The organism is Eikenella glucosivorans (assembly GCF_016025525.2).
Classification (GTDB): Bacteria; Pseudomonadota; Gammaproteobacteria; order Burkholderiales; family Neisseriaceae; genus Eikenella; species Eikenella glucosivorans.
In genome coordinates, this window is sequence record NZ_JACSGR010000008.1 from 1 (window position 1) to 23,094 (window position 23,094).

Annotated in this window: 22 protein-coding genes; 3 read left to right on the plus strand and 19 right to left on the minus strand. The window is 57.2% G+C overall.

Going from position 1 to position 23,094, the window contains the following annotated elements:
- Positions 1–81 precede the first annotated feature (81 nt).
- Positions 82–929 (minus strand): IS630 family transposase gene (locus H9Q10_RS10535; RefSeq protein WP_197903940.1). Its coding sequence is split into 2 segments (ribosomal slippage): positions 82–614 and positions 614–929, totalling 849 coding nucleotides; the frame shifts between segments, so codons are not numbered across the junction.
- A gap of 178 nt (positions 930–1,107) precedes the next feature.
- Here H9Q10_RS10535 and H9Q10_RS10540 point away from each other — a divergent pair.
- Positions 1,108–1,482 (plus strand): ComEA family DNA-binding protein, encoded by a 375-nt coding sequence (locus H9Q10_RS10540; RefSeq protein WP_197903941.1) that lies wholly within the window; start codon positions 1,108–1,110, stop codon positions 1,480–1,482.
- Between the two features lie 145 nt (positions 1,483–1,627).
- On the opposite strand, the gene H9Q10_RS10545 is transcribed toward H9Q10_RS10540, so the two are convergent.
- From H9Q10_RS10545 to H9Q10_RS10580, 8 genes are all read right to left on the minus strand, one after another.
- On the minus strand, positions 1,628–2,485 hold the full coding sequence (locus H9Q10_RS10545; protein ID WP_338082325.1) for an IS630 family transposase: 858 nt from the start codon (positions 2,483–2,485) through the stop codon (positions 1,628–1,630).
- Positions 2,486–2,585: 100 nt separating this feature from the next.
- The gene (locus H9Q10_RS10550; protein ID WP_197903943.1) at positions 2,586–3,173 is read right to left on the minus strand and encodes a 5-formyltetrahydrofolate cyclo-ligase; all 588 of its coding nucleotides are present in this window, start codon (positions 3,171–3,173) and stop codon (positions 2,586–2,588) included.
- Between the two features lie 16 nt (positions 3,174–3,189).
- Entirely contained in the window at positions 3,190–5,067 is a 1,878-nt protein-coding gene (locus H9Q10_RS10555; protein WP_197903944.1) for a monovalent cation:proton antiporter-2 (CPA2) family protein, read from the minus strand.
- Between the two features lie 111 nt (positions 5,068–5,178).
- Entirely contained in the window at positions 5,179–5,868 is a 690-nt protein-coding gene (locus H9Q10_RS10560; RefSeq protein ID WP_197903945.1) for an SIR2 family NAD-dependent protein deacylase, read from the minus strand.
- Positions 5,869–5,975: 107 nt separating this feature from the next.
- On the minus strand, positions 5,976–6,782 hold the full coding sequence (locus tag H9Q10_RS10565) for a carbon-nitrogen hydrolase family protein (RefSeq protein ID WP_197903946.1): 807 nt from the start codon (positions 6,780–6,782) through the stop codon (positions 5,976–5,978).
- Positions 6,783–6,878: 96 nt separating this feature from the next.
- Positions 6,879–7,853, minus strand: a complete 975-nt coding sequence (locus H9Q10_RS10570) for a class 1 fructose-bisphosphatase (RefSeq protein ID WP_197903947.1) — start codon at positions 7,851–7,853, stop codon at positions 6,879–6,881.
- A gap of 163 nt (positions 7,854–8,016) precedes the next feature.
- Positions 8,017–8,667, minus strand: coding sequence for a DUF2059 domain-containing protein (locus H9Q10_RS10575; protein WP_197903948.1), 651 nt, complete (start codon positions 8,665–8,667; stop codon positions 8,017–8,019).
- 104 nt (positions 8,668–8,771) lie between these two features.
- The gene (locus tag H9Q10_RS10580; protein ID WP_197903949.1) at positions 8,772–8,933 is read right to left on the minus strand and encodes a hypothetical protein; all 162 of its coding nucleotides are present in this window, start codon (positions 8,931–8,933) and stop codon (positions 8,772–8,774) included.
- 323 nt (positions 8,934–9,256) lie between these two features.
- On the opposite strand from H9Q10_RS10580, the gene H9Q10_RS10585 reads away from it, so the two are divergent.
- On the plus strand, positions 9,257–11,041 hold the full coding sequence (locus H9Q10_RS10585) for a 2-isopropylmalate synthase (RefSeq protein WP_197903950.1): 1,785 nt from the start codon (positions 9,257–9,259) through the stop codon (positions 11,039–11,041).
- A 132-nt stretch (positions 11,042–11,173) separates the two neighbouring features.
- Here the strand turns inward: H9Q10_RS10585 and H9Q10_RS10590 are convergent, their stop codons facing one another.
- The 10 genes from H9Q10_RS10590 to H9Q10_RS10635 all read right to left on the minus strand — a co-directional run bounded on the left by H9Q10_RS10590 (position 11,174) and on the right by H9Q10_RS10635 (position 21,451).
- Positions 11,174–11,764 (minus strand): hypothetical protein, encoded by a 591-nt coding sequence (locus H9Q10_RS10590; RefSeq protein ID WP_197903951.1) that lies wholly within the window; start codon positions 11,762–11,764, stop codon positions 11,174–11,176.
- Between the two features lie 53 nt (positions 11,765–11,817).
- Positions 11,818–12,297 carry a transcriptional regulator NrdR gene (nrdR, locus tag H9Q10_RS10595; RefSeq protein ID WP_197903952.1) on the minus strand — a complete coding sequence of 160 codons (480 nt, stop codon included), beginning with the start codon at positions 12,295–12,297 and terminating at the stop codon, positions 11,818–11,820.
- Between the two features lie 213 nt (positions 12,298–12,510).
- The gene (locus H9Q10_RS10600; protein WP_197903953.1) at positions 12,511–13,350 is read right to left on the minus strand and encodes a basic amino acid ABC transporter substrate-binding protein; all 840 of its coding nucleotides are present in this window, start codon (positions 13,348–13,350) and stop codon (positions 12,511–12,513) included.
- 341 nt (positions 13,351–13,691) lie between these two features.
- Positions 13,692–14,912, minus strand: coding sequence for a heme biosynthesis HemY N-terminal domain-containing protein (locus H9Q10_RS10605; protein WP_197903954.1), 1,221 nt, complete (start codon positions 14,910–14,912; stop codon positions 13,692–13,694).
- Positions 14,909–16,156, minus strand: a complete 1,248-nt coding sequence (locus H9Q10_RS10610) for a uroporphyrinogen-III C-methyltransferase (protein WP_197903955.1) — start codon at positions 16,154–16,156, stop codon at positions 14,909–14,911. Before H9Q10_RS10610 ends, H9Q10_RS10605 begins: the two co-directional genes overlap by 4 nt.
- Positions 16,157–16,260: 104 nt before the next feature.
- The gene (locus H9Q10_RS10615) at positions 16,261–17,010 is read right to left on the minus strand and encodes a uroporphyrinogen-III synthase (protein WP_197903956.1); all 750 of its coding nucleotides are present in this window, start codon (positions 17,008–17,010) and stop codon (positions 16,261–16,263) included.
- Positions 17,011–17,341: 331 nt separating this feature from the next.
- Entirely contained in the window at positions 17,342–18,145 is an 804-nt protein-coding gene (locus tag H9Q10_RS10620) for a hypothetical protein (RefSeq protein ID WP_197903957.1), read from the minus strand.
- Positions 18,146–18,462: 317 nt separating this feature from the next.
- Positions 18,463–19,053, minus strand: coding sequence for a CDP-diacylglycerol--glycerol-3-phosphate 3-phosphatidyltransferase (pgsA, locus tag H9Q10_RS10625; RefSeq protein WP_197903958.1), 591 nt, complete (start codon positions 19,051–19,053; stop codon positions 18,463–18,465).
- 21 nt (positions 19,054–19,074) lie between these two features.
- Complete coding sequence (gene uvrC, locus H9Q10_RS10630; protein WP_197903959.1) at positions 19,075–20,904, minus strand: excinuclease ABC subunit UvrC; 1,830 nt, start codon at positions 20,902–20,904, stop codon at positions 19,075–19,077.
- A gap of 76 nt (positions 20,905–20,980) precedes the next feature.
- Entirely contained in the window at positions 20,981–21,451 is a 471-nt protein-coding gene (locus H9Q10_RS10635) for a DUF4124 domain-containing protein (protein WP_197903960.1), read from the minus strand.
- Positions 21,452–21,619: 168 nt separating this feature from the next.
- Here H9Q10_RS10635 and guaB point away from each other — a divergent pair, with 168 nt between their 5' ends.
- Positions 21,620–23,086: an IMP dehydrogenase gene (gene guaB, locus H9Q10_RS10640; protein ID WP_197903961.1), complete on the plus strand. Its 1,467-nt coding sequence runs from the start codon at positions 21,620–21,622 to the stop codon at positions 23,084–23,086.
- Positions 23,087–23,094: the final 8 nt, after the last annotated feature.

Here is a 23,094-nt window from a genome sequence, read left to right on the forward strand (position 1 = left end):
ACAGCCGGGGTATGCTTTTGCCTGATGAAAATAAGTAAAGATGAAAATAATTGGAAGCCTGTGGGCGGGATAAAAGAATAGTCAATTAAAATAAAAATAGGACAATAGCGCATCGTCAAATCGGGCGTAATCAGACAATACGGTACGCAGATACCGCTTAATATTCGCCCACATCTTCTCAATCGGGTTGAGTTCGGGTGAATAAGGTGCAAGAGGCAATACCTTATGTCCCGATTTTCCCGCCGTTTCCCGTAAGACGCCCATACGGTGAAACCGTGCATTATCTAAAATAATCACCGATTTTTGAGTCAATCCGGGCAGCAGGCATTGCCGAAACCACGCTTCAAAAAAGACACCGGTCATCGTATGTTGATAAACCATCGGAGCAATCCGCCGGTTGCCGACTTGTGCGGACACAAGAGATAAGCGCCGGTATCTTCTCCCGCTTACCTTCGCCTTCACTAGTTGCCCTTTCGGGCTGCGGGCATAGGGACGGAACAGGTAGCGGTCAAATCCCGTTTCGTCCAAATAAACACGTCGGTAGTCGGAAAGTTCGGCCGGCCGTGTCAAATAATGCGTTACTTTGGCCGGGTCTTGTTCTTTGTAAGTGGTGGTCTTTTTTTGCGCGTCATCCCCATCTGTTTGGGTGCATGGCAAATGGCGGCTGCCGTACAATCAAAGTGTTTGGCGATTTCATGCGGATAGGCATCCGGGTATCGCCCGACATATCGAGCCAGTTTTTGCCTGTCCAATTTGGCGGCATTTCGACCTGTGACCTGATGTTTCAAGCTGCCTGTTTGTTGTTTAAGGCGGATCCACAGGTAAAGCGTGTTTCTGGACAGTTTGAACGTTGTTGCGGTTTGACTGATATTTTTACATTGCTCGTAATAGGTTAAGGCTTTGTTTCGCAAATCCGCAGAGTATGCCATGGTTAGATCTTCAAATTCGAGTATCGTACTATTTTGTTTTTAATTTACTATAAAGAGGGGAAATGATGAAATTTTATTATTTAAAAATAAAATGCTTGTGCAGAAAATAATGATAATGTATAGTTTCATCGTTCATTTTGATTGAACATCATCCCATTAACCCCATAAGGAGTCAGGAATGAAAAAGTTTTTGTTTGCGGTTTTTACTTTGCTCAGCTTTTCTTGGGCATTGGCACAAGTTAATATTAATACGGCTACCGCACAGGAGTTGCAAACTTTGAACGGTATCGGCCCGTCTAAAGCTGCGGCAATTGTTGAATACCGTACAACCAATGGCCCGTTCAAATCAACTGAAGACATCAAAAACGTACGCGGTATCGGCAATGGTATTTATCAGAAGATCTCTGCGGAAATTACTGTGGGTAATGGTCAAGCTGCTCGTACTCCTGCCGCTAATCGTCAAGCTGTATCTCCGCAACAGCCGGCAGCTGCAAAACCGGCTACACCTGCTGCGAAACCCGCTGCAAACAAGCCTTCTTCTGCTAAGCCGTAAAATTTAGACATCAGAATACTGATACGGTTAAATAAACAATAAAACCGCTGTAAGCTCCCTTGTTTGGGCTAACAGCGGCTTTTTATATCTTTGTGCCCGTTGATTTTCAGGTAGCCTGTGGTTGTTATAACTAACATACTTAATTTTAGATACACTTTTGAAACAACCGATCAATATCGTCAATCCGATTCTTTTGCCGCATACGTTTGATCCAAGCCCAAGTATGCTCAATCGGATTCAAGTCAGGACTGTATGGGGATAACCACAATACGGAATGCTTGTGTTTCTCAAGCATCTTCATGACCGCCCCTTTATGAAAAGTCGCATTGTCCATGACCACCACACTGTTTTCAGGCAGGTTGGGAATCAGCACCTGTTCCGCCCACCCGTCGAATACCTGACGGTTGATACTGCAATCAAACAGGCTGACAGCAAACAGCCTACCCCCATGTAATGCCCCTATGGCATTGGTTTGGTTTCTGCCCTGCCAGTCATAACGGGCATAACACCGCTTTCCCCTCGGGGCGCAACCATAAGGACGGTAGGTATTTTTTCGAAACCCGCTTTCATCCAAGTAAACAATAGGCCGATTTTTACGGATAAAGCGGTGCAGCCGTTTCAGGAATCTTTTTCTACGGGTCGGATCGGCCTTCGGGTGGCGGTTGGTTTTTTTACGGGTAATGCCGTACCGCCTTAAGGCTTTGTGAATGCCGTCGGTAGAGCAGTTGAAGCGCTTTGCTCTTTCATAACCGTAGGAATCGGGATATTGAGCAATATCCTCCAACAACGCCTCTTTGCTGATTTTTCGGGGAGCTCGCTGTTTGGGTTGCTTTGCGGTTTGGGGACGTTTCCAATAGACGATGGTGGAAAGGGCGATGTCGAACTCTTGGGCAACTTCACGGCAGCTCATGCCTTGTGCGAGCTTGTTGAGGACGAGGTGTTTGAAGTCTTTGAGTAGGCTATGATGGCTGGAAATGTATATAAAATTTAGTATGTTAGCTATAGCAGGCTACCTGAAAAGTTATTGGGATAGAAAAGGGGTTATCTGAAAACGTAATGAAGAGAAGTTGCTGCGAAGTCAAAACTGATTTGATTTTTCGCATTCAATATTTGTCAAAGTGCTGAACCCCGGTTTCGCAAACCCATTTGTCGAGTCGCATATCGTGGGGCTCTGTGGGCAGGATGTCGGTTTGCTGGCAGGCGAAGCCGGCGCCGATTTTGAGTGGACAGAGGCGGTGGCGGGTGGCGGCGAAGGTGACATCGTAGTAGCCGCCACCTTGGCCCATGCGGTAGCCGCGCTTGTCGATACCAATGAGGGGGACGATGATGCCGTGCAGGTTGTGAATGCGGATTTTCCTGCCGGCGAACTGGGGAATGCGCAGTTTGCCTTTGCGCTGGCGCTCGGGGCGGCCGGCGGCAGGATAGGGGGTGAACCACAGGCGCTGCTTGCCGGGCTGGATATAGGGCAGGTAGAGGCGGGTGCCGCGTGCCCGTGCAGCAGTGATGAGGCTGCTTAGCCGCAATTCGCTGCCGATGGGCCAATAGACGGCAAGGCGTTTGCCGCGTTTCAGGTAGCCTTTGAGCAAGCGGTTGATGCGTTGCTCGGCGCGTTGTCGTTCGATGAGGGGGATGGCTTGCCGGGTGCGGCGCAGGTGGCGGCGGATTTCATTTTTTGCATTGGTTTGGGTCATGATGTTGTGGCCGGGGCTAGGCCAGTCCTTTTTTCATGCGGGTCCAGCTGTCGGGGTCTTCCTGCCAGTCCACGTGCTCGCCGCGCAGTAGGGCCTGCATCATATTGCCGGTTTCGGCGTCGATTTCTTGCGAGGTTTTAATGAGGGCTTCATTGGCGAACAGCGGGATATCAGGGCTGTAGGCATCGGCCAGTTTGTCCATCTGGTAGCGGTCGCGTGCGGCATAGAACTCGCTCAGCTCCTGGGCTTTATTGCTGTTGATGCCGAGTTTTTCCAAGGCAATCCGGCCGCTGCGGATGGCGGCATCGGCCATTTCTCGGATAATGTAGTCGGCGCCAGCGTGGTGCAGATCGTAGGCATGAAGACGGTCGTGAGCGCGGGCGATCACGGGCAGGTTGGGATAATGGCGGTGGACGAATTCGACAATTTCGGTGGATTGCTGGCGGTTGCCGATGCCAACGACCAAGAGTTTGGCGTGCGCCAGGCCGATGGAATTGAGCAGTTCGGGACGGGTAGCGTCGCCGTAGTAGGTTTTGCTGCCGTATTTAGTGAGCCCTTCCACGGTGTCAGCATGGAAGTCGATGACCGTGGTGTGGAAGCCGCAGGCGGTAAGCATGCTGTTTACTTGCCGGCCGAAGCGGCCGTGGCCGAGCAGGATAACCGGGTTTTCTTCTTCGACCACGTCTTGCGGGCGGTCTTGGTTTTCTTCGGCGATACCGCGCGGCACCACGATTTTGTCGTACACGATAAATAACAGTGGGGTGAGCAGCATGGAGAGGGCCACCACCAGTGAAATGCGATCGGCCATAGCGCGAGGCAGCACATGGCTTTGACGCGCGATGGAAAGCAGCACAAAGCCAAATTCGCCGGCCTGTGCCAGGCTCAGGGCCAAGAGTTTACTGCCCATGCGCGGCAGGCGGAACAGCAGGCCGAGGATGAACAGGATGCTGCCTTTCACTGCCAGGGTGGCCGCTGTCATGGCGAGGACGACCCAAAACTCTTTAAACAGTAGCGGGAAATTCATGCCCGCGCCCACGGTGATGAAAAACAGCCCCAGAAGCAGGCCTTTGAACGGCTCCAGATGGCTTTCCATCTCATGCCGGTACGAGCTGTTGGCCAGTGCCACACCGGCCACAAAGGCACCCAGCGCGGGTGAAAGACCGATGAGCGACATCAGCGTGGCAATGCCCACCACCAGTGCCAGCGTGAATATGGTAAACATTTCGTTGAGCCGGATACGGCTGATGAAGCGGAACATGCGCGGCACCAAGAAGCGCACGCCCACCACAATCAGCAGGATGGCGGCAATACTTACGGCGGCGTGTACCCAGCCGGGCTGGTCGGTGAGCAGCGTGGCGGCGTGGTTGTGCTGGTGGCGGGAGGAGGTGGCCAGCAGCGGCAGCAGCGCCAGCATCGGGATGGCGGCCACGTCTTGAAACAGCAGGATGGCGAAGCCCGCCTGCCCGCCCGGCGTGTGCATCAGGTTTTTTTCGTTGAAGGTTTGCAGCACGATGGCGGTGGAGGAAAGCGCCAAAATGCAGCCCACCGCCACGCCCATCTGCCAGCTTTTGCCAACAGCAACGGTAATGCCGGCAATCGCCGCCACCGACAGCGCCACCTGCAAACCGCCCAGCCCCAAGAGCTTGTGCCGCAGCTGCCACAACTTTTGCGGTGCCAGCTCCAGCCCCACCAGAAACAGCATCATTACCACGCCGAATTCGGCAACGTGTTGGATAGATTCGGTTTCCTTACCGGCCAAACCCAGCATCGGGCCAATGGCGATACCGGCCATCAGATAGCCCAATACCGAGCCCAAGCCCAGTTTTTTGGAGATGAGCACCGCGGCCACGGCGAAGGCGAGGTAGATGAAGGTGTAGAGCAGGATTTGGGTCATGAACGGGGCGGATAGGTGAGCGGTTAATCAAAGTTTTCAGGTAGCCTGATAAGGCGGAAAAGGCTACCTGAAAAACAGCTGGCACAATATTTTCAGGTAGCCTGTAAGCCGTTAAGCCTGCCGGGCTTCGGCAATCAGCTTTTCCACCAGCTGCGGTACGCCGTCTTTGGCTTTGGCAGCGATGATGCTGATGTTGGCCAGGCCGGCGGGCGGGCGCGGATCGACCAGGTAGCGCTCGGCTTCGTAGGGCGCGTATTGCAGCAGGCCGGCGGCAGGATACACCTGCATGGAAGTGCCGACCACCAGCACTTTGTCGGCCTGCGACACCCATTGCGCGGCGGTTTCGATCAGCGGCACGGCCTCGCCGAACCAGACGATGTGCGGGCGCATGGGGCGGCCTTCGGGGTCTTTATCGGAGAGGGATTGGTCGCCCGTCCAGTCGATAACGTATTGCTCGTTCACGCTGCTGCGGGCTTTGTTTAATTCGCCGTGCAGGTGCAGCACGGTGCGGCTGCCGGCGCGCTCGTGCAGGTCGTCTACGTTTTGGGTGATGATTTGCACTTTGTAGTATTTTTCTAGCTCGGCGAGGGCGAGGTGGGCGGCGTTGGGCTGAGCGGCCTGTGCTTGGCGGCGGCGTTCGTTGTAGAAGTCGATCACGAGTTTGGGATTGCGCTCAAATGCTTCGGGCGTGCAGACTTCTTCGACTTTGTAGCCTTCCCACAGGCCGTCGGTGTCGCGGAAGGTGCGCAGGCCGCTGTCGGCGCTGATGCCGGCACCGGTGAGGACGACGATGGTTTGCATGATGCTTGCTTTCTGGTGAGCTGTGTTGCTGTTTTCAGGCAGCAGCCTAGGTGCTGTAGGAAGGCTACCTGAAAAGTGTATGCTGAATTTTCAGGTAGCCTGATTGTTTAAAACCGGCGGTGTTGCAGGGCGGGGAGCTGGTTGCGCACGGTGTGCAGACGCTGGGGTTTGAGCTCGGCCATGATCCAGCCTTCGTCTTCGGGCAGTTCGGCGAGGATTTCGCCCCAGGGGTCGATGATCATGCTGTGGCCGTAGGTGCGCCGCCCGCTGTCGTGCAGGCCGCCTTGGGCGGCGGCAATGACGTAGCATTGGTTTTCGATGGCGCGGGCTTGCAGCAGGATTTGCCAGTGGGCTTTGCCTGTGGTGTAGGTAAAAGCGGCGGGCAGGAGCAACACGTCGAAAGGTTGTTGGGCACGGAAGATTTCAGGAAAACGTAGGTCGTAGCACACGCCTTGGCCATAGCGCCAGCCGTCGATTTCTACGGTAGCGGGGATGTGGTTGCCGGCTTCGATGGTGTCGGCTTCGCGGTAGCTTTCGCCGATGCCGGTGTAGCTGAAGAGGTGGGCTTTGTCGTAGCGGCTGAGGCATTGGCCGTCGCGGCCGTAAACAAGCTGGCTGTTGATGATTTTGCCGCTTTGGCTGGCGAGCAGGGGGATGCTGCCGCCGAATAAGACGATACGGTGGCGGGCGGCGAGCTCGGCCATAAAAATTTGTAGGGGGCCACGGCCGAATTGTTCGGCTAAGGCGAGTTTGTCTGTATCGTGCCGGCCCATCAGCGGCCAGTATTCGGGCAGGAGCACCCAGTCGGCGCCGGCTTGGGCGGCAGCGGCGACTTGCTGCACAACGCTGCGGCGGTTGACGGCGGGGTCGGTGTGGGAAACGAGTTGGATGGCGGCGGCGCGTATGGTTTGCATGGCGGGTGTGTCTTTATGCTAAAGGGTTGTAAAGGGGAGGGCTACCTGAAAGCAGCGACTTCTGCGAAGCCGAAAGTTTTCAGGTAGCCTTTTGGTTTATTGTTGGTGCAGGCGGGTAACGTATTCTACTTCTTCGCGGCTGCCCATGATTACGGCCACGCGCTGGTGCAGGCCTTCGGGCCGGATGTCGAGCATGGGCTCTCGGGCATTGCTGCTGGCGCCGCCGGCTTGTTCGATGATGAGGCTTAACGGGTTGGCTTCGTACATCAGGCGCAGTTTGCCGGGCTTGGCGGGGTCGCGGGCATCTTTGGGATACATGAAAATGCCACCGCGCATGAGGATGCGGTGGATTTCGGCCACCATGCTGGCGACCCAGCGCATATTGTAGTTTTTGCCGCGGGGGCCGGTGTCGCCGGCGAGCAGCTCGGCAATATATTGCTGCATGGGCGGCTGCCAATGGCGCTGGTTGGACATATTGATGGCGAATTCGCGCGCTTGCTGCGGGATTTGCGGGTTGAGCTGGGTTTGGACAAATTGGCCGTTGCTGCCGAGGGTGAACACGGCCACGCCGTGGCGCAGGCAGAGTACGAGCTGGGTTTGCGGGCCGTAGAGGGCATAGCCGCTGGCGATTTGTTCGCGGCCGCTTTGCAGGAAGGATTGGGTGGAAAGCGCGCCTTCTGGCTTTTTCAGGATGGAGAAGATGGTGCCGACGGAGATGTTGATGTCGATATTGGACGAGCCGTCTAAGGGGTCGAACAGCACCAAGTAGCCGCCCTGCTGGTTGGCGGGCACGAACTGCTCTTCTTCTTCGCTGGCCAGGCCGGCCACGGCGGGGTTTGCGCGGAGGGCGTCGATGAGGATTTGGTTGGCGATAACGTCTAGTTTTTTCTGCGCTTCGTCTTGCACATTGCTGCTGCCGGCTTCGCCGAGCACGCCGGCGAGCGCGCCTTGGCGCACTTGGCCGCTGATGGTTTGGCAGGCTTGGGCTAGGGTGGAAACGACGCTGCCGAGTTCGGTGGGCAGATGGTGTTCGGCGAGGTGTTGCTGGAGGAATTCGGATAGGGTGGGCATGGGGAGCTCGGTGGGAAGGTTTCGATATAAAGGCTACCTGAAAACTGCGTTTGAAGCAGGCGCTTTGTGTGCGATGGAAACCGTTTTTCAGGTAGCCCTACAGGGCTGGGCTGTATTTTACCCGCTGGCTGGGGAATGAGGGTAGTGGGTAGCGAGTGAAAATCTATTTAACGGGGATGCGGTAGCTACCTGATCTCGATCCTGAACCGTAACCACCTGTGCCGTGTCCAGAGCCTACTCTGCGAACAGGGTCAATATTGGTATTAGAGGGGGAAGATTGTCGGATAATACGTTCAACTTCCCGCTTATATTCAGGAAGTAAATGACGGTTGGCTTGGTCAATACGTTGCCGGAAAAGATTATGCATTGAGGGCATCATGATTGAGGCCAGTTCATATTGTTTACGAGTCGAACTTTGTCCTATGGGAGTGCTGTAGAAGGCAATCATGGCATCCACTTCTTCTTGGGTGAATAGCTGCCGCATAAAATTACGACTGATTTTATTGATTTCATTCCATGTATCTTGGCTGAAGACTTCACGATACAAATTATCGTTATAGCGGTTGATCGCTTGTATCAAAGCTGCTTGCTGTGATCTTGTTAGGTTTTTATCGGAATTAATTTCCTCAATTATTCCTTGTTTTATCGAGGTACTATTAGTAGATAATGCTTCAAGCATTTGCTCACGAGTGCCTTGCAGCTCAATCAACCGGTTCAGCGATTCATCAGAAGGCGTTTGTGCCGCAGCCGGCAGGGCGGCTAGCAGCAGGCCGAGTGCCGCAACGCGCAGTAAGGGGAGGGCGGTTTTAGACATCGTATTTCCTTAAGATAAGAATAGGCGTGAGGCTACCTGAAAAATATTCAGATAGGCAGGGAGCAAAGCAACAGAGCCGGAACGGATGACCGGAAAGGAGGCAGTTATTGTTCATCACGGTGATATTCCCGGGTGAAGAAACTGCAATCATCATGCCCGCGGGGCGTGGCGGGCTGATGCCGGGCATGCTGCTGCCTGAGGCGCACCACCAGCCAAAGCAGCAGCGCCACTAAAAGAAGAGAAAGAGGAAGAGATAATTCGAACATCGCTGTTCCCCCGCAAAAGTAGGTTCAGATTCGGTGTTTGTTATCTTTATTGTTGTGATTTTTATGAGTGATATTGTTGTTTATTCTCTATTTCTTAAAACTTTTTTATCTGTTGTAAATTATAACCATCCCTTTACATTGAAGTCCAGCCGCCGCTGTACAGGCTTGCCGGAGCAAGGTATTTATGCAACAAATGAATGGTTATGGACAATAAGTATAAATTTTTAAAAACAGCATAGAGGAGCACTTGATTTTATGTCTATAAATGTCTATTATCTCGCCGTACGACTTGTTCTTAGATAAATTTAGACGGAAAGTCCACTATGAAACTGGATATCGAACGCTTGATTGCCTATTTCGGCGGCGTAAACGCGTTGGCCGAAGCCCTGCGCCGGCTCGACCCCGACAGCGCTGCCTCTACCGCCGCCATCTATAAATGGCGCACGCGCGGCTCGCTGCCGCTGCACCAGCTCCAGCGCTTAACCGCCCTGGCTGAAGCGCAAGGCCGGCCGTTGGATTTGAATGCTTTTATGGAGCAGCACTCCGCCTTACAGCGTATGCCCGTGCAGCCCGGCAGCAACCGCGTGGTGATTTTCGACACCACCCTGCGCGACGGGGAACAGTCGCCCGGCGCCGCCATGACCAAGGAAGAAAAAGTGCGCGTGGCGCGGCAGCTGGAAAAACTGGGTGTGGACGTGATCGAAGCCGGTTTTGCTGCTGCCAGCCCGGGCGACTTCGAAGCGGTGTATGAAATTGCGCAAACCATTACCGAATCAACGGTTTGCTCTTTAGCACGCGCGGTGGAAAACGATGTGCGCAAAGCCGGCGAGGCGATTGCCCCCGCGCCGAAACGACGCATCCACACCTTCATTGCCACCAGCCCCATACATATGGAACACAAGCTGAAAATGAAGCCGCAACAGGTGGTGGCTGCGGCGGTGAAGGCAGTGAAGATTGCCAAAGAATATACCGATGATGTGGAATTCTCCTGCGAAGATGCGCTGCGCTCTGAGATCGGCTTTCTGGCCGAGGTGTGTGGCGCGGTGATCGAAGCGGGTGCCACCACCATCAATATCCCCGATACAGTGGGTTATTCTGTGCCGCACAAAACCGAAAATTTCTTCCGAGAGCTGATTGCCAAAACCCCCGGTAGCGACAAAGTGGTGTGGTCCACCCATTGCCACAACGACTTGGGTATGGCCGTGGCTAATTCGCTGGCCGCCGTGCAGGCTGGGGCAAGGCAGGTAGAATGCACGGTAAACGGCCTGGGCGAACGCGCCGGCAATGCCAGCCTGGAAGAAATCGTGATGGCGCTCAAGGTGCGGCACGATTTGTTCGGGCTGGAAACCGGCATCGACACCACACAAATCGTGCCCACATCCAAACTGGTGTCTACCATCACCGGCTACCCCGTGCAGCCGAATAAGGCGATTGTGGGCGCCAACGCCTTCGCGCACGAATCCGGTATCCACCAAGACGGCGTGCTCAAGCACCGAGAAACTTATGAAATCATGTCGGCCGAATCCGTGGGTTGGGCGGCCAACCGCCTGAGTTTGGGCAAACTTTCGGGGCGCAACGCCTTCCGCAGCAAACTGGCCGAATTAGGTATTGAGCTGGGCAGCGAAGAAGCGCTCAACGCCGCATTTGCCCGTTTCAAAGAACTGGCCGACAAAAAGCGTGAAATCTTCGATGAAGACCTGCACGCATTGGTGTCAGACGAGATGTCCAACCTTGCGCCCGACCGCTATAAATTCGTTTCCCAGCGAATCGTTACCGAAACCGGCGAATTGCCGCGCGCCGAAATCGTATTCAGTGCCGACGGTGAGGAGCAATATGCCGAGGCCACCGGCTCCGGCCCGGTGGATGCGATTTTCAAAGCCATCGAAAGCGTGGTGAAAAGCGGCGCCGAATTGCAGATTTATTCCGTGAATGCCGTTACCTTCGGCACCGAAAGCCAGGGTGAAACCGGCGTGCGCCTGGCCAGGAACGGCCGTATAGCCAACGGCCAGGGTGCGGATACCGATACGCTGGTGGCTGCCGCCAAAGCCTACCTTTCCGCGCTGAACAAGCTGGAAAGCGGCGAACGGATTAAGGCGCAGGGGGTTTGAGCGGCTGTTTGATTGCATAAAAGGCTACCTGAAAATTTTCAGGTAGCCTTTTATCTTGGGCTGATGCTAATCAACTAGCCAAACAAAATCCGCCAAACTCGGTGAACTTGGCGGATGGTGGAAACGTGGGGCTTACTCTTTCACCGTGATTTGGCTCAGCATGGCATCCAGCTCGGCCAGCGAGGCGGTGCCGCTGGTGGCGCAGACGTTGTAGAGGTTTTTGGCATACACGGCCACGCAGCTTTCGTTCAGGGCGTTGTCGTCTTTGCCGTGGCTGAAGCGGTAGGCCATGCGCTGTTCGGCGGGGGCATCCACTTCGGTGTTTTCTAGGCCTTTGTCGGCGTGGATGCTTTCGGCGAGTTTGGCAAAATAGGCGTCGGCGGGCTGTTTGGGCGCGCCGAAGTTGTTGATGTAAATCGTGATGTCGTTTTCGGCATCGTGTTGCAACAGGCTGGGCTTGTTGCTGTCGGCGCCGTCGATGTATTGAGCGGCTTCGGCGGATTTGTCTTCAAAATGGCCGTTTACGGACAGGCTGATAACGCCGTCGGCGGAAGTGAGCACTTGGCTGGGGCCGGCTTCGGAGGCAGCGGCGGTTTGGGAGGCTGCGGCCACTTCGCTGGCGCTGGGGGCCACTACGGAGGTTTCGGCTTTTTGTTCGCAGCCGGCGAGCAGGAATGCGCTGCCGATGGCGAGCAGGAGGAGGGAGGGGCGCTTGTGTTTCATGATGATCTGATTGTGTTGGGATAAATGGGGCGCAGTATAGCAAAACGGGCGGGCTAACGCAGCGGGTTTGCAGGATTTTTCTCTTGGCCTTCGAGACCGGCGATGGTGCGGGTGAATTCGGCTACGTCTTTGAAACTTTTATACACGGAGGCGAAACGTACGTAGGCGACTTGGTCGAGCCGGGCGAGCTGTTCCATGGCGAGTTCGCCGATGAGGCGGGAGGGGACTTCTTTGCTGCCGGTTTTGTAGAGCATCTCTTCGATGTCGCGCACGGTTTGTTCGATGGTTTCGGCGGAGATGGGGCGTTTGTGCAGGGCGCGCTGGAGGCTGGTTTGCAGCTTGATGGGGTCGAACATGACGCGGTCGCCGTTGGTTTTGATGATTTGCGGCATGCGCAGCTCGACGGTTTCATAGGTGCTGAAACGGCGGTCGCAGGCGGTGCAGCGGCGGCGGCGGCGGATGCTGTTTTGTTCTTCGAGCAGGCGGGAGTCGATGACTTGGGTGTTGTTATGGTGGCAGAAGGGGCATTTCATGGGCGGGGATTGCTGGGGTAATCGGTTTGGGAACAGGAGCTTGAGATTATACTCTAAGGGTGTGGCTAAGGCACTTGTTTCTTGTCGGGTTTGCTTTGCTTTAGCACAAGAGGCTACCTAAAAAAGCAAGCTGGTTTTTCAGATAGCCTGAAGAGGTATAAAAAACTGCCTGCGTTTGTGCAGGCAGCTTGTGGAACATGTTTGACCGGGCAGTTATTTGGCGGTGGCGGTGCCAAAGTATTGCTGATAAATGCGGTCGTATTCGCCACTGGCTCGAACGGCAGCCAGGGCTTTGTTGAGCGTATCGCGCAGCTCGGTGTCTTCTTTGCGCAGGGCGATGCCGTAGTGTTCGGCTTCGAAATCAGGCACTTTGATCATGGTGAAGCCTTTGTCGCCATTGTGTTTGATGAATTCCATCACCACGGAGCTGTCGCTCACGGCTGCGTCCACGCCGCCGTTTTGCAGCTCTTTGAGCAAGAGGGGCAGGGTTTCGAAGCGGGTTACTTTGGGGTTGGTGGCGCCGAGGAATTTGGAGGCGGCCAAGTCGCCGGTGTTGCCGGTTACCACGCCGACGCGGTTGAGATTTTTCAGGTCTTCAATGGAGGCAACCTGCTTGCCTTCGGGCACGGCCACTACTTGGGTGATTTCGAAGTAGGGCTCGGTAAAGAGCATGGTTTGTTCCCGCTCGGGGGTGATGGTGACGGCGGCTGCAACCAGATCAACGTCGCCGTTGTTCAGGCTGTTAAACAGGCTGTCCCAAGATTGGTCTTTGAATTCCACGCGGTAGCCGGCTTCTTTGGCGATGGCGTTGAGCAGGTCGATGTCGAAGCCGCTGAGGGAGCCGTCGGCGTTCTTGAATTCGAACGGGGCGAATTCGGCGTTGGTGGCCACGCGCAACACTTTGCCTTCGGCCGGGGCGGAAGCGGTGCTGGCGGCGGCATCGGAGCCGGCTGCGGGCTGCGAGGCTTGCTGGGTGTTGCCGGAGTTACCGCAGCCGCTTAGGGCCATGGCGGAGCAGGCCAAGGCGGTGGCCAGCCATTTTTTCATGTTCATGATGTTCGTCTCCTGAAAAGATACATTACATTTGTTTAGATACAATCGAGTCCCTTCTCTTCGGGAAATGAATCATACAACCATATGTGGAAATTCTAAAGGGGTGCGACCGGTTTTCTTGTGGGGACAGGCAGATTTTATGCTGTGATTTTGATGTCATCCGATGCTTTGGCGTTTGATAAGATGATAAAGGCTACCTGAAAACGCCAAGCTTCAGCCAAGCTGAAATTTGGTGTGCCGCATGGCTGCGGGGCGGGAATTTTCAGGTAGCCTTTTATAGCATAAACATAGGGCTACCTGAAAACAGGCAGCCCCGTATTGCCGGATGAAAACGAAACGGCCTATTCGGCGGCGGCTTCGTCTTCTTCCGGCGTGATTTCGGCCAGCACCAGCTGGCGCTGTTCTTCGGCCTGCTGGGGTTTCTCCATTTCGTCGAACACTTTGGCCAGCACCAGGCGCGCCTGCGGGCTGGCTTGGGTGTGGATGCTGGCTTCCAGATAGCTTTGCGCCTTGCCCCACAGCTGTTTGGCGTAGGCCATCTGGCCGAGGTGCAGCAGCAGCTGTGCGTCTTGCGGAGATTCGCGCAGCCAGGCTTCCACGCTGTCCATGATTTTTTGCTGCTCGCGCGCACTCAGGTAGCGGGCGGCTTCGATCATGGGCGGCAAAAGTTGGGCGCTGCGGTTGTGCGGATAGTGGTTTTTCACCCATTTCACCGTACGCGGGTATTGGCCGATTTGCAGGAATTTTTCCGCAATCGGCACGCACAGTTCGCCTTCCTGCTCGGCTTTGGGAATTCGGCCGAGGCAGGCTTTGAGCGCGGGGTAGTCGGCGGCTAGGGCAAGGAGTTCGCGGTAGGCCCATTCGCGGTATTGTGCGGCTTCGGCGGGGCTGAGGGCGGCGGCTTTTTCCAGTTTGGCCACGCGGTCGAGCACTTCCATCGGGTTGTTTTGTTCAAACATATAGCGCAGCTGCAGGCGCACCAGCCGAGTGAGCTTGGGGTTGATGGCGCCGGCGGCGGTCAGGGCTTCTTCGGCGGCGGGGTAGTCTTGCCGGTTGAGCGCGGATTCGGCTTCCAAAAGGTAGCGCGAGAGCTGGGCTTTGTGCGGCAGCTGGGCGATTTCTTTCAGGTAGCCTTCGCGTTTGGCATCGTCGCCCATCTGGTCGGCGCTGTGTGCGGCCAGCATCAAGGCTAGCGTGCGGTTGTGGCCGGCTTGTTTGTTTTCCAGTACTTTGGCGGCTTCCTGTTCGGCGTGTTGGAACTTGCCTTCAAAGAAAGCCAGGCCGGCTTTGTTGAGCGCGGCTTCGGCGTGGTGCAACTGTCGGCTGCGGCCGAAACGGCGCAGGCGGCCGGGGATGCCGATGATGCCGGCCACCAGGCGCAGCAGCAAATACAGCAATACCACGAACACCAGCATCGCACCCACGAACAGGTGCAGGTTTACCGCAATCTGGGTTTGTGTCTGGTCGATCACGATATACACATTGCCGCTGTAATGCTGTGCGGCGATGGTGAGGCCGACGGCGGCGGCAAACAGCACGATAATCCAAATCAGCCCTTTCATGACTCAATCCCCCTGTGTACGGCGGAAGCCTGCGCCGGAGCGGGCGCGGCGGGAACGGAAGCGGCCGGCGTTGCCGGGGCGGAAACGGGCGGCGTTTGTGCCGGTGCGGCAGGCTGTGAGGCGGCTGCTTCGGAAGCAGCGCCGATTTCCGGCTGGGTTACGCTTTCACCTTGGCGCAGCTGGCGGTAGTCGGCTACTGCTTTCAGGCTGGCGGCCAGGCTGTCGCCCACGTTGCCGGCACCCGGTTGCAGCGTTTTGAGTTGGGCGATTTCGCGCAGCCAGGATTGGGCGGCGGGGGTGGTGGCGTCGAAGTATTGGCGCACGGCGTTTTCTGAAGCGGCCAAATCGTTTTGATAAATATCGTTTTGGCGCTGCATCAGGGCCACGCGGGCGGAAAGCAGGTGCAGGCGCAGGTTTTCACGCACGTAAAACGCCTGTTCGGGCGACATCAAGAGCGCATCGGTGCTGTTCAGGTGGCGGATTTCCACCATGCCTTTGAGGCCGCTCACGGTGCGGTTCCAGGCGTTGCGCCACCACGGCGCGTTCGGCGCGGCGGCAGCGGGCGCGGCAGCCTGCGGCGGGCGCAGGCTGGAGTCGGCCAAGAGCGGCAGCCCGCCCACGGCGGCTTCTAGGCGGCTCAGGCGCAGGGCGGCGTTGGCAGTGTCGGTAAAGGGGCGCTGTTTGAGTTTGGCCAAATCACTGCTCACGGCCTGCTTGAGTGGCAGAAGCTGCGGTTGCTCGAAGCGCGCCAACCGTGCGTCCAAGCCTTCCAGCACGGCTACGGCGGCAGGCACGTTGTCGGCAATCATCAGCTGCTGGCCGGCCAGGTTGAGCGCGGCTTCGGCTTCGTCCACCACCCAGTCGCTGCGGGTTTTCAGCAATTCTTGCAGTGCGCGGCTGCCGGCGGCGGCTTCGGCCTGCTGGGCCTGCATATCGCTTTGCAGCTGCTTGATGTCGGATTCGCTGCTTTGCAGTCTGCGGCTGTTGTCGGCCAGGAGGGCGGCATTTTGCGATTCGCCCAGTGCGGCCTGGCTGATTTTCTGGTCGAACTGCATTTCTTGGCGTTTGAGCAGGTTTTGCCCCTGCACGAATAAAAACCCGCTGGCACCGAGGCCGAGCACGGCCAGCACCAAGGCAAACAGGCCCACGCCTCGGCCGCCGGATTTGATCACCACCGGTGCGGCTGGCGCGGCAGGGGCGGGCGGCTGGGGTGCGGATACGGTTTCGTTTTCTGGTTGGCTCATGCGATTCCTTTCCTAATATTCAATCCGTTCGGTTGTTTGTGAGGCTACCTGAAAATACGGCGCGGTGTTTGCACGCTTGGCATTTTTCAGGTAGCCATTGTGTTTCAGGTGGCCTGCGGCGGGTTTTGCCGTTCGGCAATTAACGCGCTTTCCAGCTCTGCGGCCGAGTCGAGCAGGCGGATACGTGCCGCGCCGGCCTGGCTCAGGGCTTGGGCGATGCGCGGATGATGGGCGAAGTATAGCAAGGATTGCAGCCGCTGGGCGAGGCTTGCGGGCACGGCGGCAAACAGCAGGCGCACTTGTTCGGCGGAGGTAATCCAGGCGGCGGCGGGCTGCGCGGTGTGGAAAACCGCCCAATCGGGCTCAATCGGCAAGCGTTGGTAAATATCGGCGCAGGCTACCTGAAAACCGCGTTGGCACAGGGCGTCGGGCAGCAGATGGCGGCCGTGTGCGCCGCGGATAATCAGGATGCACGAGCCTTTGCCCAGCGTGTGCCACCAGGGCAGGGCGAGTACGGCTTCGCTGTCGTGGCCGCCCGGTGGGGAAATGATATTGGCGAAACCGGCTTGCCGCAGGGCTTGGGCGGTGCCGCCGCCTACGGCGATTTGCGGTTGGGTTAAATGCGAAAGGCTGCCTGAACATGCAGACAGGGCGGTTTCCACGGCGCTGGGGCTGATCCACACGACGGCCGCAGCCTGCTGCATCTGCGCGGGCAGCCCGGCCAGTGCGGTCGGTTCGGCGGCAATGCGGATGAGCGGGAAGGGCACGGGCTGCCAGCCGGCGCGGCGGCACAGGGCGGCGTCGGCGGGAATGCGGGCGGCGGGGCGGATAAGGAGGAGGGTGGGGGTAGGCATCGGCGGGGGTGGATGGGAAATGGTCGGCCTGATGTTTTCAGGTAGCCTTTGCGGCGCGGAAGGCTACCTGAAAATGTGGCGGGGTTTGCGGTTTATATTGAACGGTGCGCTAGGTTTTCAGGTGGCCTGAAACCTTGGCAGCATCCTGCTTCGCGGCGGCGGGTTTTATGAATGTAAACAATTCGATTGCTTGTGCTTGGCAATCAAGGATGGGTGTAAACCCACCCCATACGGCGTAAATCATACTGCAAAGGTTCGGCCTTCGGCATGGCGGAAGGCTACCTGAAAAAAGGGAGGATTGCCAAGCGGCATCCCTCCCTTGTGTCTGCGCTTAGCGCACAGGCCTTATACCATCCTTGAGCGCAAAGGCTGCGAACGGCAAGACGATGGGCAAGGTAACGATATCGACTGCGGCGGTAAACGGGGTAACGAGGGCGCGCCCAACTGCGCCGGATACGTTCCTGCCCCTTCTGGTTACCGTGCTGCTGATGGTAACGGGTATCGGCGTTTCAAAACGGTAGTCGTCTTTCATGCCGCCGGGGCGGGTGTAACGCTGGCCGCACACCCGGATGGTGCGGGCATAGCGGGATTCGCCCCGGCTGTCGGCAACCTGCCTGAATTGCAGCCGTTCCAGCTCGGCGCGTTCGCGGCGGCGCTCGGCGGGGGAAAGGCGCGGGTTTTCTTGATAGACCAAATCGAAATCCGCGCTGCAGAAGTGTTGCGCCGACGGGCTGCGGGCCGTCAGCCTGAAGCCTTCCCAAGGGCGGGTGCCGCAGCAGTTTTTGGGGTCGTTTGAGGGGTCGTACATTTGGAAGGGGCGGGACAGTTTGACGTCTAAAATCGCGCCCAAATCCACTTCCCGGGCGGTTTTGCCGCTTTCCGTCCTCGGGTCGGAGCCTTTATCCAGCACGTAGATATAGCGGTCGCCCAGCATTACGATGCTGTTGGGTACCAGTTGCCGGCTGTCTGGCTTGGCGCGGGCGAAGCCGACCACGGTGTCTTGGTCGGTGTGGGTGGAGGTGGTGGTGGAGCCTTCCGAATCATACCCTTTCCATAAGAAGCCGGTGGCGCAGCCGTTGAGCAGCAGGAGGGCGGCGGTGAGGAGGAGGGGTTTCAACAGGGATTTTGCAAACATGGCTTGATCCTTTGTTTGGATTGATGGGTGGTGTGGGCCGGAATGGCCGTTTGCGAATATTAACATTGCTTTGCGGTAAAGGCTACCTGAAAATAGCCGGCGGGCGGGATGCTGGATTTCAGGTAGCCTTTGTTGTTGCTGTAAATTTTCAGGTAGCCTGTTGGGGAGATAGGCTACCTGAAAATTGGAAAGGCGGATTGTTAATTGTTAGATGTGATGCAAGCTTGTTTATATTTTCAGGTAGCCTCTGCGGCTGTGGGAGGCTACCTGAAAATATGCGGGCTTCGGTGCGCTTATTGGCGGCGTGCGCGGAGTGTTCAGGCTGCCTCGGGCGGGCGGGGCTGTTTGAATTCTTTGGCGGCCATTTTGAGGTAGTAGAACATCGACCACAGGGTGAGCACGCAGGCGGCGAACATGAGGATGTTGCCCAGCCATATAAAGTCGAGGCCGAGGGCGGGCCAACTTTCCAACAGCAGCAGGGTGATGGCCACCATTTGGGCGGCGGTTTTGAATTTGCCTACGGTGGCCACGGCCACGCTGTTGCGTTTGCCCAGCTGCGCCATCCATTCGCGCAGGGCGGAGATGGTGATTTCGCGGCCGATGATGATGATGGCGTAGATGGCCCAAGTGCGATCGAGCTTCACCAGCAGGATGAGGGCGACGGCCACCATGAGTTTGTCGGCCACGGGGTCGAGGAATGCGCCGAAATCGGAGGTTTGCTGCCATTTGCGGGCGAGGTAGCCGTCGAACCAGTCGGTGACGGCGGCGAGCACGAACAGGGCGGCGGCGCACCAGTTGATGGTTTGCATATCCACCTGCCAGGCCGCCGGCAGGTAGAACAAGGCGGTGAACAGGGGGATCATGATGATGCGCGACCAGGTGAGCAGGATGGGGACGTTCCACGGCATATTGTTGTCTCTTTTATGGTTTTAGTGATGCAGGGCATCGTAGATTTTTTCGGCGAGGGCGCGGCTGATGCCTTCGGTTTGCGCCAGGTCGTCGATGCTGGCGGCCTGGATGCCGCGCAGGCCGCCGAAGCGGGTGAGCAGGCTGCGGCGGCGTTTGTCGCCCACGCCGGGGATTTCGGCCAGTGAGGAGGTGACGCGGGCTTTGCCGCGCTTGCGGCGGTGGCCGGTGATGGCGAAGCGGTGCGATTCGTCGCGCACGGTTTGCAAGAGGTGCAGTGCGGGGTGGTGCGGCGGCAGCTGCATGGTGGTGCCCAGGTGGGGAATAATCAGTTCCTCGAGCCCGGCTTTGCGCTCGGGGCCTTTGGCGATGCCGACCATGGGCAGGTGGATGCCCAAATCCTGCCACACTTGCTGCGCCATGCCCACTTGGCCTTTGCCGCCGTCGATGAGCACCAAATCGGGCCATTTGCCGTCTTCGTCGTTGCCTTCGGCGAGCTTGCCGTAGCGGCGGGTGAGCACTTCGCGCATGGCGGCGTAATCGTCGCCGGGCTGGGCGGTTTTGATGTTGTAGCGGCGGTATTGGTCGGGGCGCATGCTTTCGTTTTCATACACGACACAGGAGGCGACGGTGGCTTCACCCTGGGTGTGGCTGATGTCGAAACATTCGATGCGGCCGAGTTCGGCACTGTTGATCTGCAACAGTTCGGCCAGGGATTGGATGCGTTGTTGCTGGTTTTGGTTTTGCTGCTGTTGTTGCCGCAGGGCGAGCAGGGCATTTTGTTCGGCCATTTGCAGCCATACGCGGCGTTCGCCGGTGGTTTTGGAAACGAAGCGGATTTGTTTGCCTTGTTCTGCTATCAGGGCTGCTTGCAGGTTTTCAGGTAGCCTGAAGTTGCTGATGATGATGTCGGGCTTGTCGCGGCCGAGGTAATGCTGGGCGGCAAAGGCTTCACCGTATTCGGCAGGCTCTTCGGGCGCGGTGTGACGGCTGTCGGGGAAAAAGCTTTTTTCGCCCACGCGCCGGCCGTTGCGGATGCTGACCCAGTGGATGCAGATGCCGCCTTGTTCGGCGGCGAGGGCGAGGATGTCGATGTTGTGGGCGGCGTGGGGGTTGTTGCTGTCAATAAATTGCTGGCTCTGGATTTTACCCAAGGCTTGGATTTGGTCGCGGTAGCGGGCGGCGTGTTCGAAATCGAGCTCGGCGGCGGCTTGCTGCATCTTGGCGGTGAGGTTGTGCAGCAGGCTGTCGGTTTTGCCGTTGAGGAAGGTGACGGCCTGCTCGACGCTGGCGCGGTAGTCTTCCTGCGAAATATGGCCGACGCAGGGGGCGGAGCAGCGTTTGATTTGGGCGAGCAGGCAGGGGCGGTCGCGGTGTTCGAACACGCTGTCTTCGCAGGTGCGCAGCAGGAAAACTTTTTGCAAAATCTGAATGCTATCGCGCACGGCGTAGCTGTTGGGGTAGGGGCCGAAGTATTGGTTGGGCTTTTTCAAGCTGCCGCGGTAGTAGGCCATCTGAGGGAAGGGGTGGCCGGTGATCATCAAATAAGGATAGGATTTATCGTCGCGAAACAGGATATTGTATTTGGGCGACAGGGCTTTGATGAAGTTGTTTTCCAGAATCAGTGCTTCGGTTTCGGAGCGGGTAACCGTGATTTCGATATTGGCAATCTGCCGCACCATCAGGGCAATGCGCGGGGACAGGTCGTTTTTCTGGAAATAGCTGCTCACGCGGCGCTTGAGGTTCACCGCTTTGCCGACATACAAAACCTGCCCGTCCTTGTCCAAAAAGCGGTAAACGCCGGGCAGGTTGGGCAGGTTGCCGATGAGGGTGTTCGGATCGAAATCAGACATGGCCGGATGAAGGTCGGGAATGTTGCGGCAGACCGAAACGGCCGGCTGAATCGAAGCCGGAAGGTTTGGTTGGCCTTTAGTTGCAGTATTGGTTGACGTTGTTTTGGTATTGCTGTACCAGCTGTTCGCGGTTTTGGATGCGGGCGGTTTGCGCGTGTTGCAGGTTCAGCTTAGCCACATTGCAGTTGCTGGCGCGGGCGGCTTCGTTTTGTTCTTGCACTTTGCGGTTAGCATCTTCGGTGGCTTTGTTTTCTTCCATCTGTTTCTGGTTGGCCATGGCTTGCAGATCAGCGGCGGAAATTTCGCCGGTGTTGTTTTGCACCTGCGGCAGCTGGTTTTGCTGCTGGCTGACAGGAGCGGCGGCCGGGCGGGAGGTTTGTGTGCGCACGTTTACAATGTTGCTGGTAGCCGGGGTAAGGTTTCTCGGCACGTCGGAATAGTTGGAAACGCGGCCGGTTTTCCATTCATACACGTCTTCGGCCATCAGGCTACCTGAAAACAGCATTGCCGCTGCACAGGCGGCCAAAAGAGATAATTTTTTATTCATTTGGAAGTCTTCCCGTTGAGTATGGTTACACAATCGGTTTTCATTGTACTTCAAATAATATCGGCCTGTCATGCCTGAAGCGGATTTGTGCTGGGGGAGCTTACTAAATGCCGGCAATTTTGCTACAATGCCGCCGCATTATTAGCAACCGAAGAGAAGGTTATAATCATGCGAATCGTTGAAAAAGCCTACACCTTTGACGATGTATTGCTTGTTCCCGCCCATTCCCAAGTGCTGCCCAAGCACGTCTCGCTGCAAACGCAGCTCACCCGCGATATCCCCCTGAACTTGCCGCTGATTTCCGCTGCTATGGACACGGTTACGGAAGCACGCCTGGCCATTTCCATGGCGCAGGAAGGCGGTATTGGCATCATCCATAAGAATATGAGCATCAAGCGCCAGGCCGAGGCCGTGGCTAAAGTGAAACGCCACGAGAGCGGCGTGGTGAAAGACCCGGTAACGATTGCGCCGGAAATGCTGATCGGCCAGCTTCTGGAGATGCGGGCGCAGCGCAAGCGGCAGATGTCCGGGCTGCCGGTGGTGCAGAACGGCAAGCTGGTGGGTTTGGTGACCAACCGCGATTTGCGCTTTGAAACCCGCCTCGACCAGCCGGTGTCCGCCATCATGACGCCCAGATCGCAATTGGTTACCGTGCCGGAGGGCACCAGCATTGAAGACGCGCGCGAACTGATGCACCAGCATAAGGTCGAGCGCGTTTTGGTTGTGAACGGGCAAGACGAGCTGCGCGGGCTGATTACCGTGCGCGATATTTTGAAAACCACCGAGTTTCCGCGTGCCAACAAGGATAACGACGGCCGTTTGCGCGTGGGTGCGGCGGTGGGCGTGGGCCCGGAAACCGACGAGCGCGTGGCCGCTTTGGTGGCTGCTGGGGTGGACGTGGTGGTGGTGGACACCGCACACGGCCACAGCCAGGGTGTGCTCGACCGCGTTAAATGGGTGAAGAAACATTTCCCGCAGGTGCAGGTGATCGGCGGCAACATCGCCACCGCGCAGGCGGCGCGCGATTTGGTGGCCGCCGGGGCAGACGCAGTGAAAGTGGGCATCGGCCCGGGCTCTATCTGCACCACCCGCATTGTGGCCGGCGTGGGCGTGCCGCAGCTGACGGCCATTCACAATGTGGCCGAAGCGCTCAAAGGCACCGGCGTGCCGCTGATTGCCGACGGCGGCATCCGCTTCTCCGGCGACGTGGCCAAAGCCTTGGCGGCCGGGGCTTCCACCGTGATGCTGGGCGGCATGTTTGCCGGCACCGACGAAGCGCCGGGCGAAATCGAACTCTATCAGGGACGTTCTTATAAATCCTACCGAGGCATGGGCTCGCTGGGCGCGATGAGCCAGGGCTCTTCCGACCGCTATTTCCAAGACAAGCAAGACAGCGCCGACAAATATGTGCCCGAGGGCATTGAAGGCCGCGTGCCGTATAAAGGCCCGATTGTGAATATTATTCACCAGCTTGTTGGCGGCCTGCGCTCCAGCATGGGTTACCTCGGCTGCGGCAGCATTGCCGAGATGCATGAAAAAGCCGAGTTTGTGGAAATCACCGCCGCCGGCATGAGCGAATCGCACGTGCACGATGTGCAGATTACGAAGGAAGCGCCGAACTACCACGTGCGCTGATGTGATGT

What these genes read in the sequence shown, in the direction of transcription:
- H9Q10_RS10540 (WP_197903941.1), top strand. Translation starts at nt 1,108, where the DNA reads ATGAAAAAGTTTTTGTTTGCGGTTTTTACTTTGCTCAGCTTTTCTTGG.
- H9Q10_RS10550 (WP_197903943.1), bottom strand. Translation starts at nt 3,173, where the DNA reads ATGACCCAAACCAATGCAAAAAATGAAATCCGCCGCCACCTGCGCCGC.
- H9Q10_RS10555 (WP_197903944.1), bottom strand. Translation starts at nt 5,067, where the DNA reads ATGACCCAAATCCTGCTCTACACCTTCATCTACCTCGCCTTCGCCGTG.
- H9Q10_RS10560 (WP_197903945.1), bottom strand. Translation starts at nt 5,868, where the DNA reads ATGCAAACCATCGTCGTCCTCACCGGTGCCGGCATCAGCGCCGACAGC.
- H9Q10_RS10565 (WP_197903946.1), bottom strand. Translation starts at nt 6,782, where the DNA reads ATGCAAACCATACGCGCCGCCGCCATCCAACTCGTTTCCCACACCGAC.
- H9Q10_RS10570 (WP_197903947.1), bottom strand. Translation starts at nt 7,853, where the DNA reads ATGCCCACCCTATCCGAATTCCTCCAGCAACACCTCGCCGAACACCAT.
- H9Q10_RS10575 (WP_197903948.1), bottom strand. Translation starts at nt 8,667, where the DNA reads ATGTCTAAAACCGCCCTCCCCTTACTGCGCGTTGCGGCACTCGGCCTG.
- H9Q10_RS10580 (WP_197903949.1), bottom strand. Translation starts at nt 8,933, where the DNA reads ATGTTCGAATTATCTCTTCCTCTTTCTCTTCTTTTAGTGGCGCTGCTG.
- H9Q10_RS10585 (WP_197903950.1), top strand. Translation starts at nt 9,257, where the DNA reads ATGAAACTGGATATCGAACGCTTGATTGCCTATTTCGGCGGCGTAAAC.
- H9Q10_RS10590 (WP_197903951.1), bottom strand. Translation starts at nt 11,764, where the DNA reads ATGAAACACAAGCGCCCCTCCCTCCTCCTGCTCGCCATCGGCAGCGCA.
- nrdR (WP_197903952.1), bottom strand. Translation starts at nt 12,297, where the DNA reads ATGAAATGCCCCTTCTGCCACCATAACAACACCCAAGTCATCGACTCC.
- H9Q10_RS10600 (WP_197903953.1), bottom strand. Translation starts at nt 13,350, where the DNA reads ATGAACATGAAAAAATGGCTGGCCACCGCCTTGGCCTGCTCCGCCATG.
- H9Q10_RS10605 (WP_197903954.1), bottom strand. Translation starts at nt 14,912, where the DNA reads ATGAAAGGGCTGATTTGGATTATCGTGCTGTTTGCCGCCGCCGTCGGC.
- H9Q10_RS10610 (WP_197903955.1), bottom strand. Translation starts at nt 16,156, where the DNA reads ATGAGCCAACCAGAAAACGAAACCGTATCCGCACCCCAGCCGCCCGCC.
- H9Q10_RS10615 (WP_197903956.1), bottom strand. Translation starts at nt 17,010, where the DNA reads ATGCCTACCCCCACCCTCCTCCTTATCCGCCCCGCCGCCCGCATTCCC.
- H9Q10_RS10620 (WP_197903957.1), bottom strand. Translation starts at nt 18,145, where the DNA reads ATGTTTGCAAAATCCCTGTTGAAACCCCTCCTCCTCACCGCCGCCCTC.
- pgsA (WP_197903958.1), bottom strand. Translation starts at nt 19,053, where the DNA reads ATGCCGTGGAACGTCCCCATCCTGCTCACCTGGTCGCGCATCATCATG.
- uvrC (WP_197903959.1), bottom strand. Translation starts at nt 20,904, where the DNA reads ATGTCTGATTTCGATCCGAACACCCTCATCGGCAACCTGCCCAACCTG.
- H9Q10_RS10635 (WP_197903960.1), bottom strand. Translation starts at nt 21,451, where the DNA reads ATGAATAAAAAATTATCTCTTTTGGCCGCCTGTGCAGCGGCAATGCTG.
- guaB (WP_197903961.1), top strand. Translation starts at nt 21,620, where the DNA reads ATGCGAATCGTTGAAAAAGCCTACACCTTTGACGATGTATTGCTTGTT.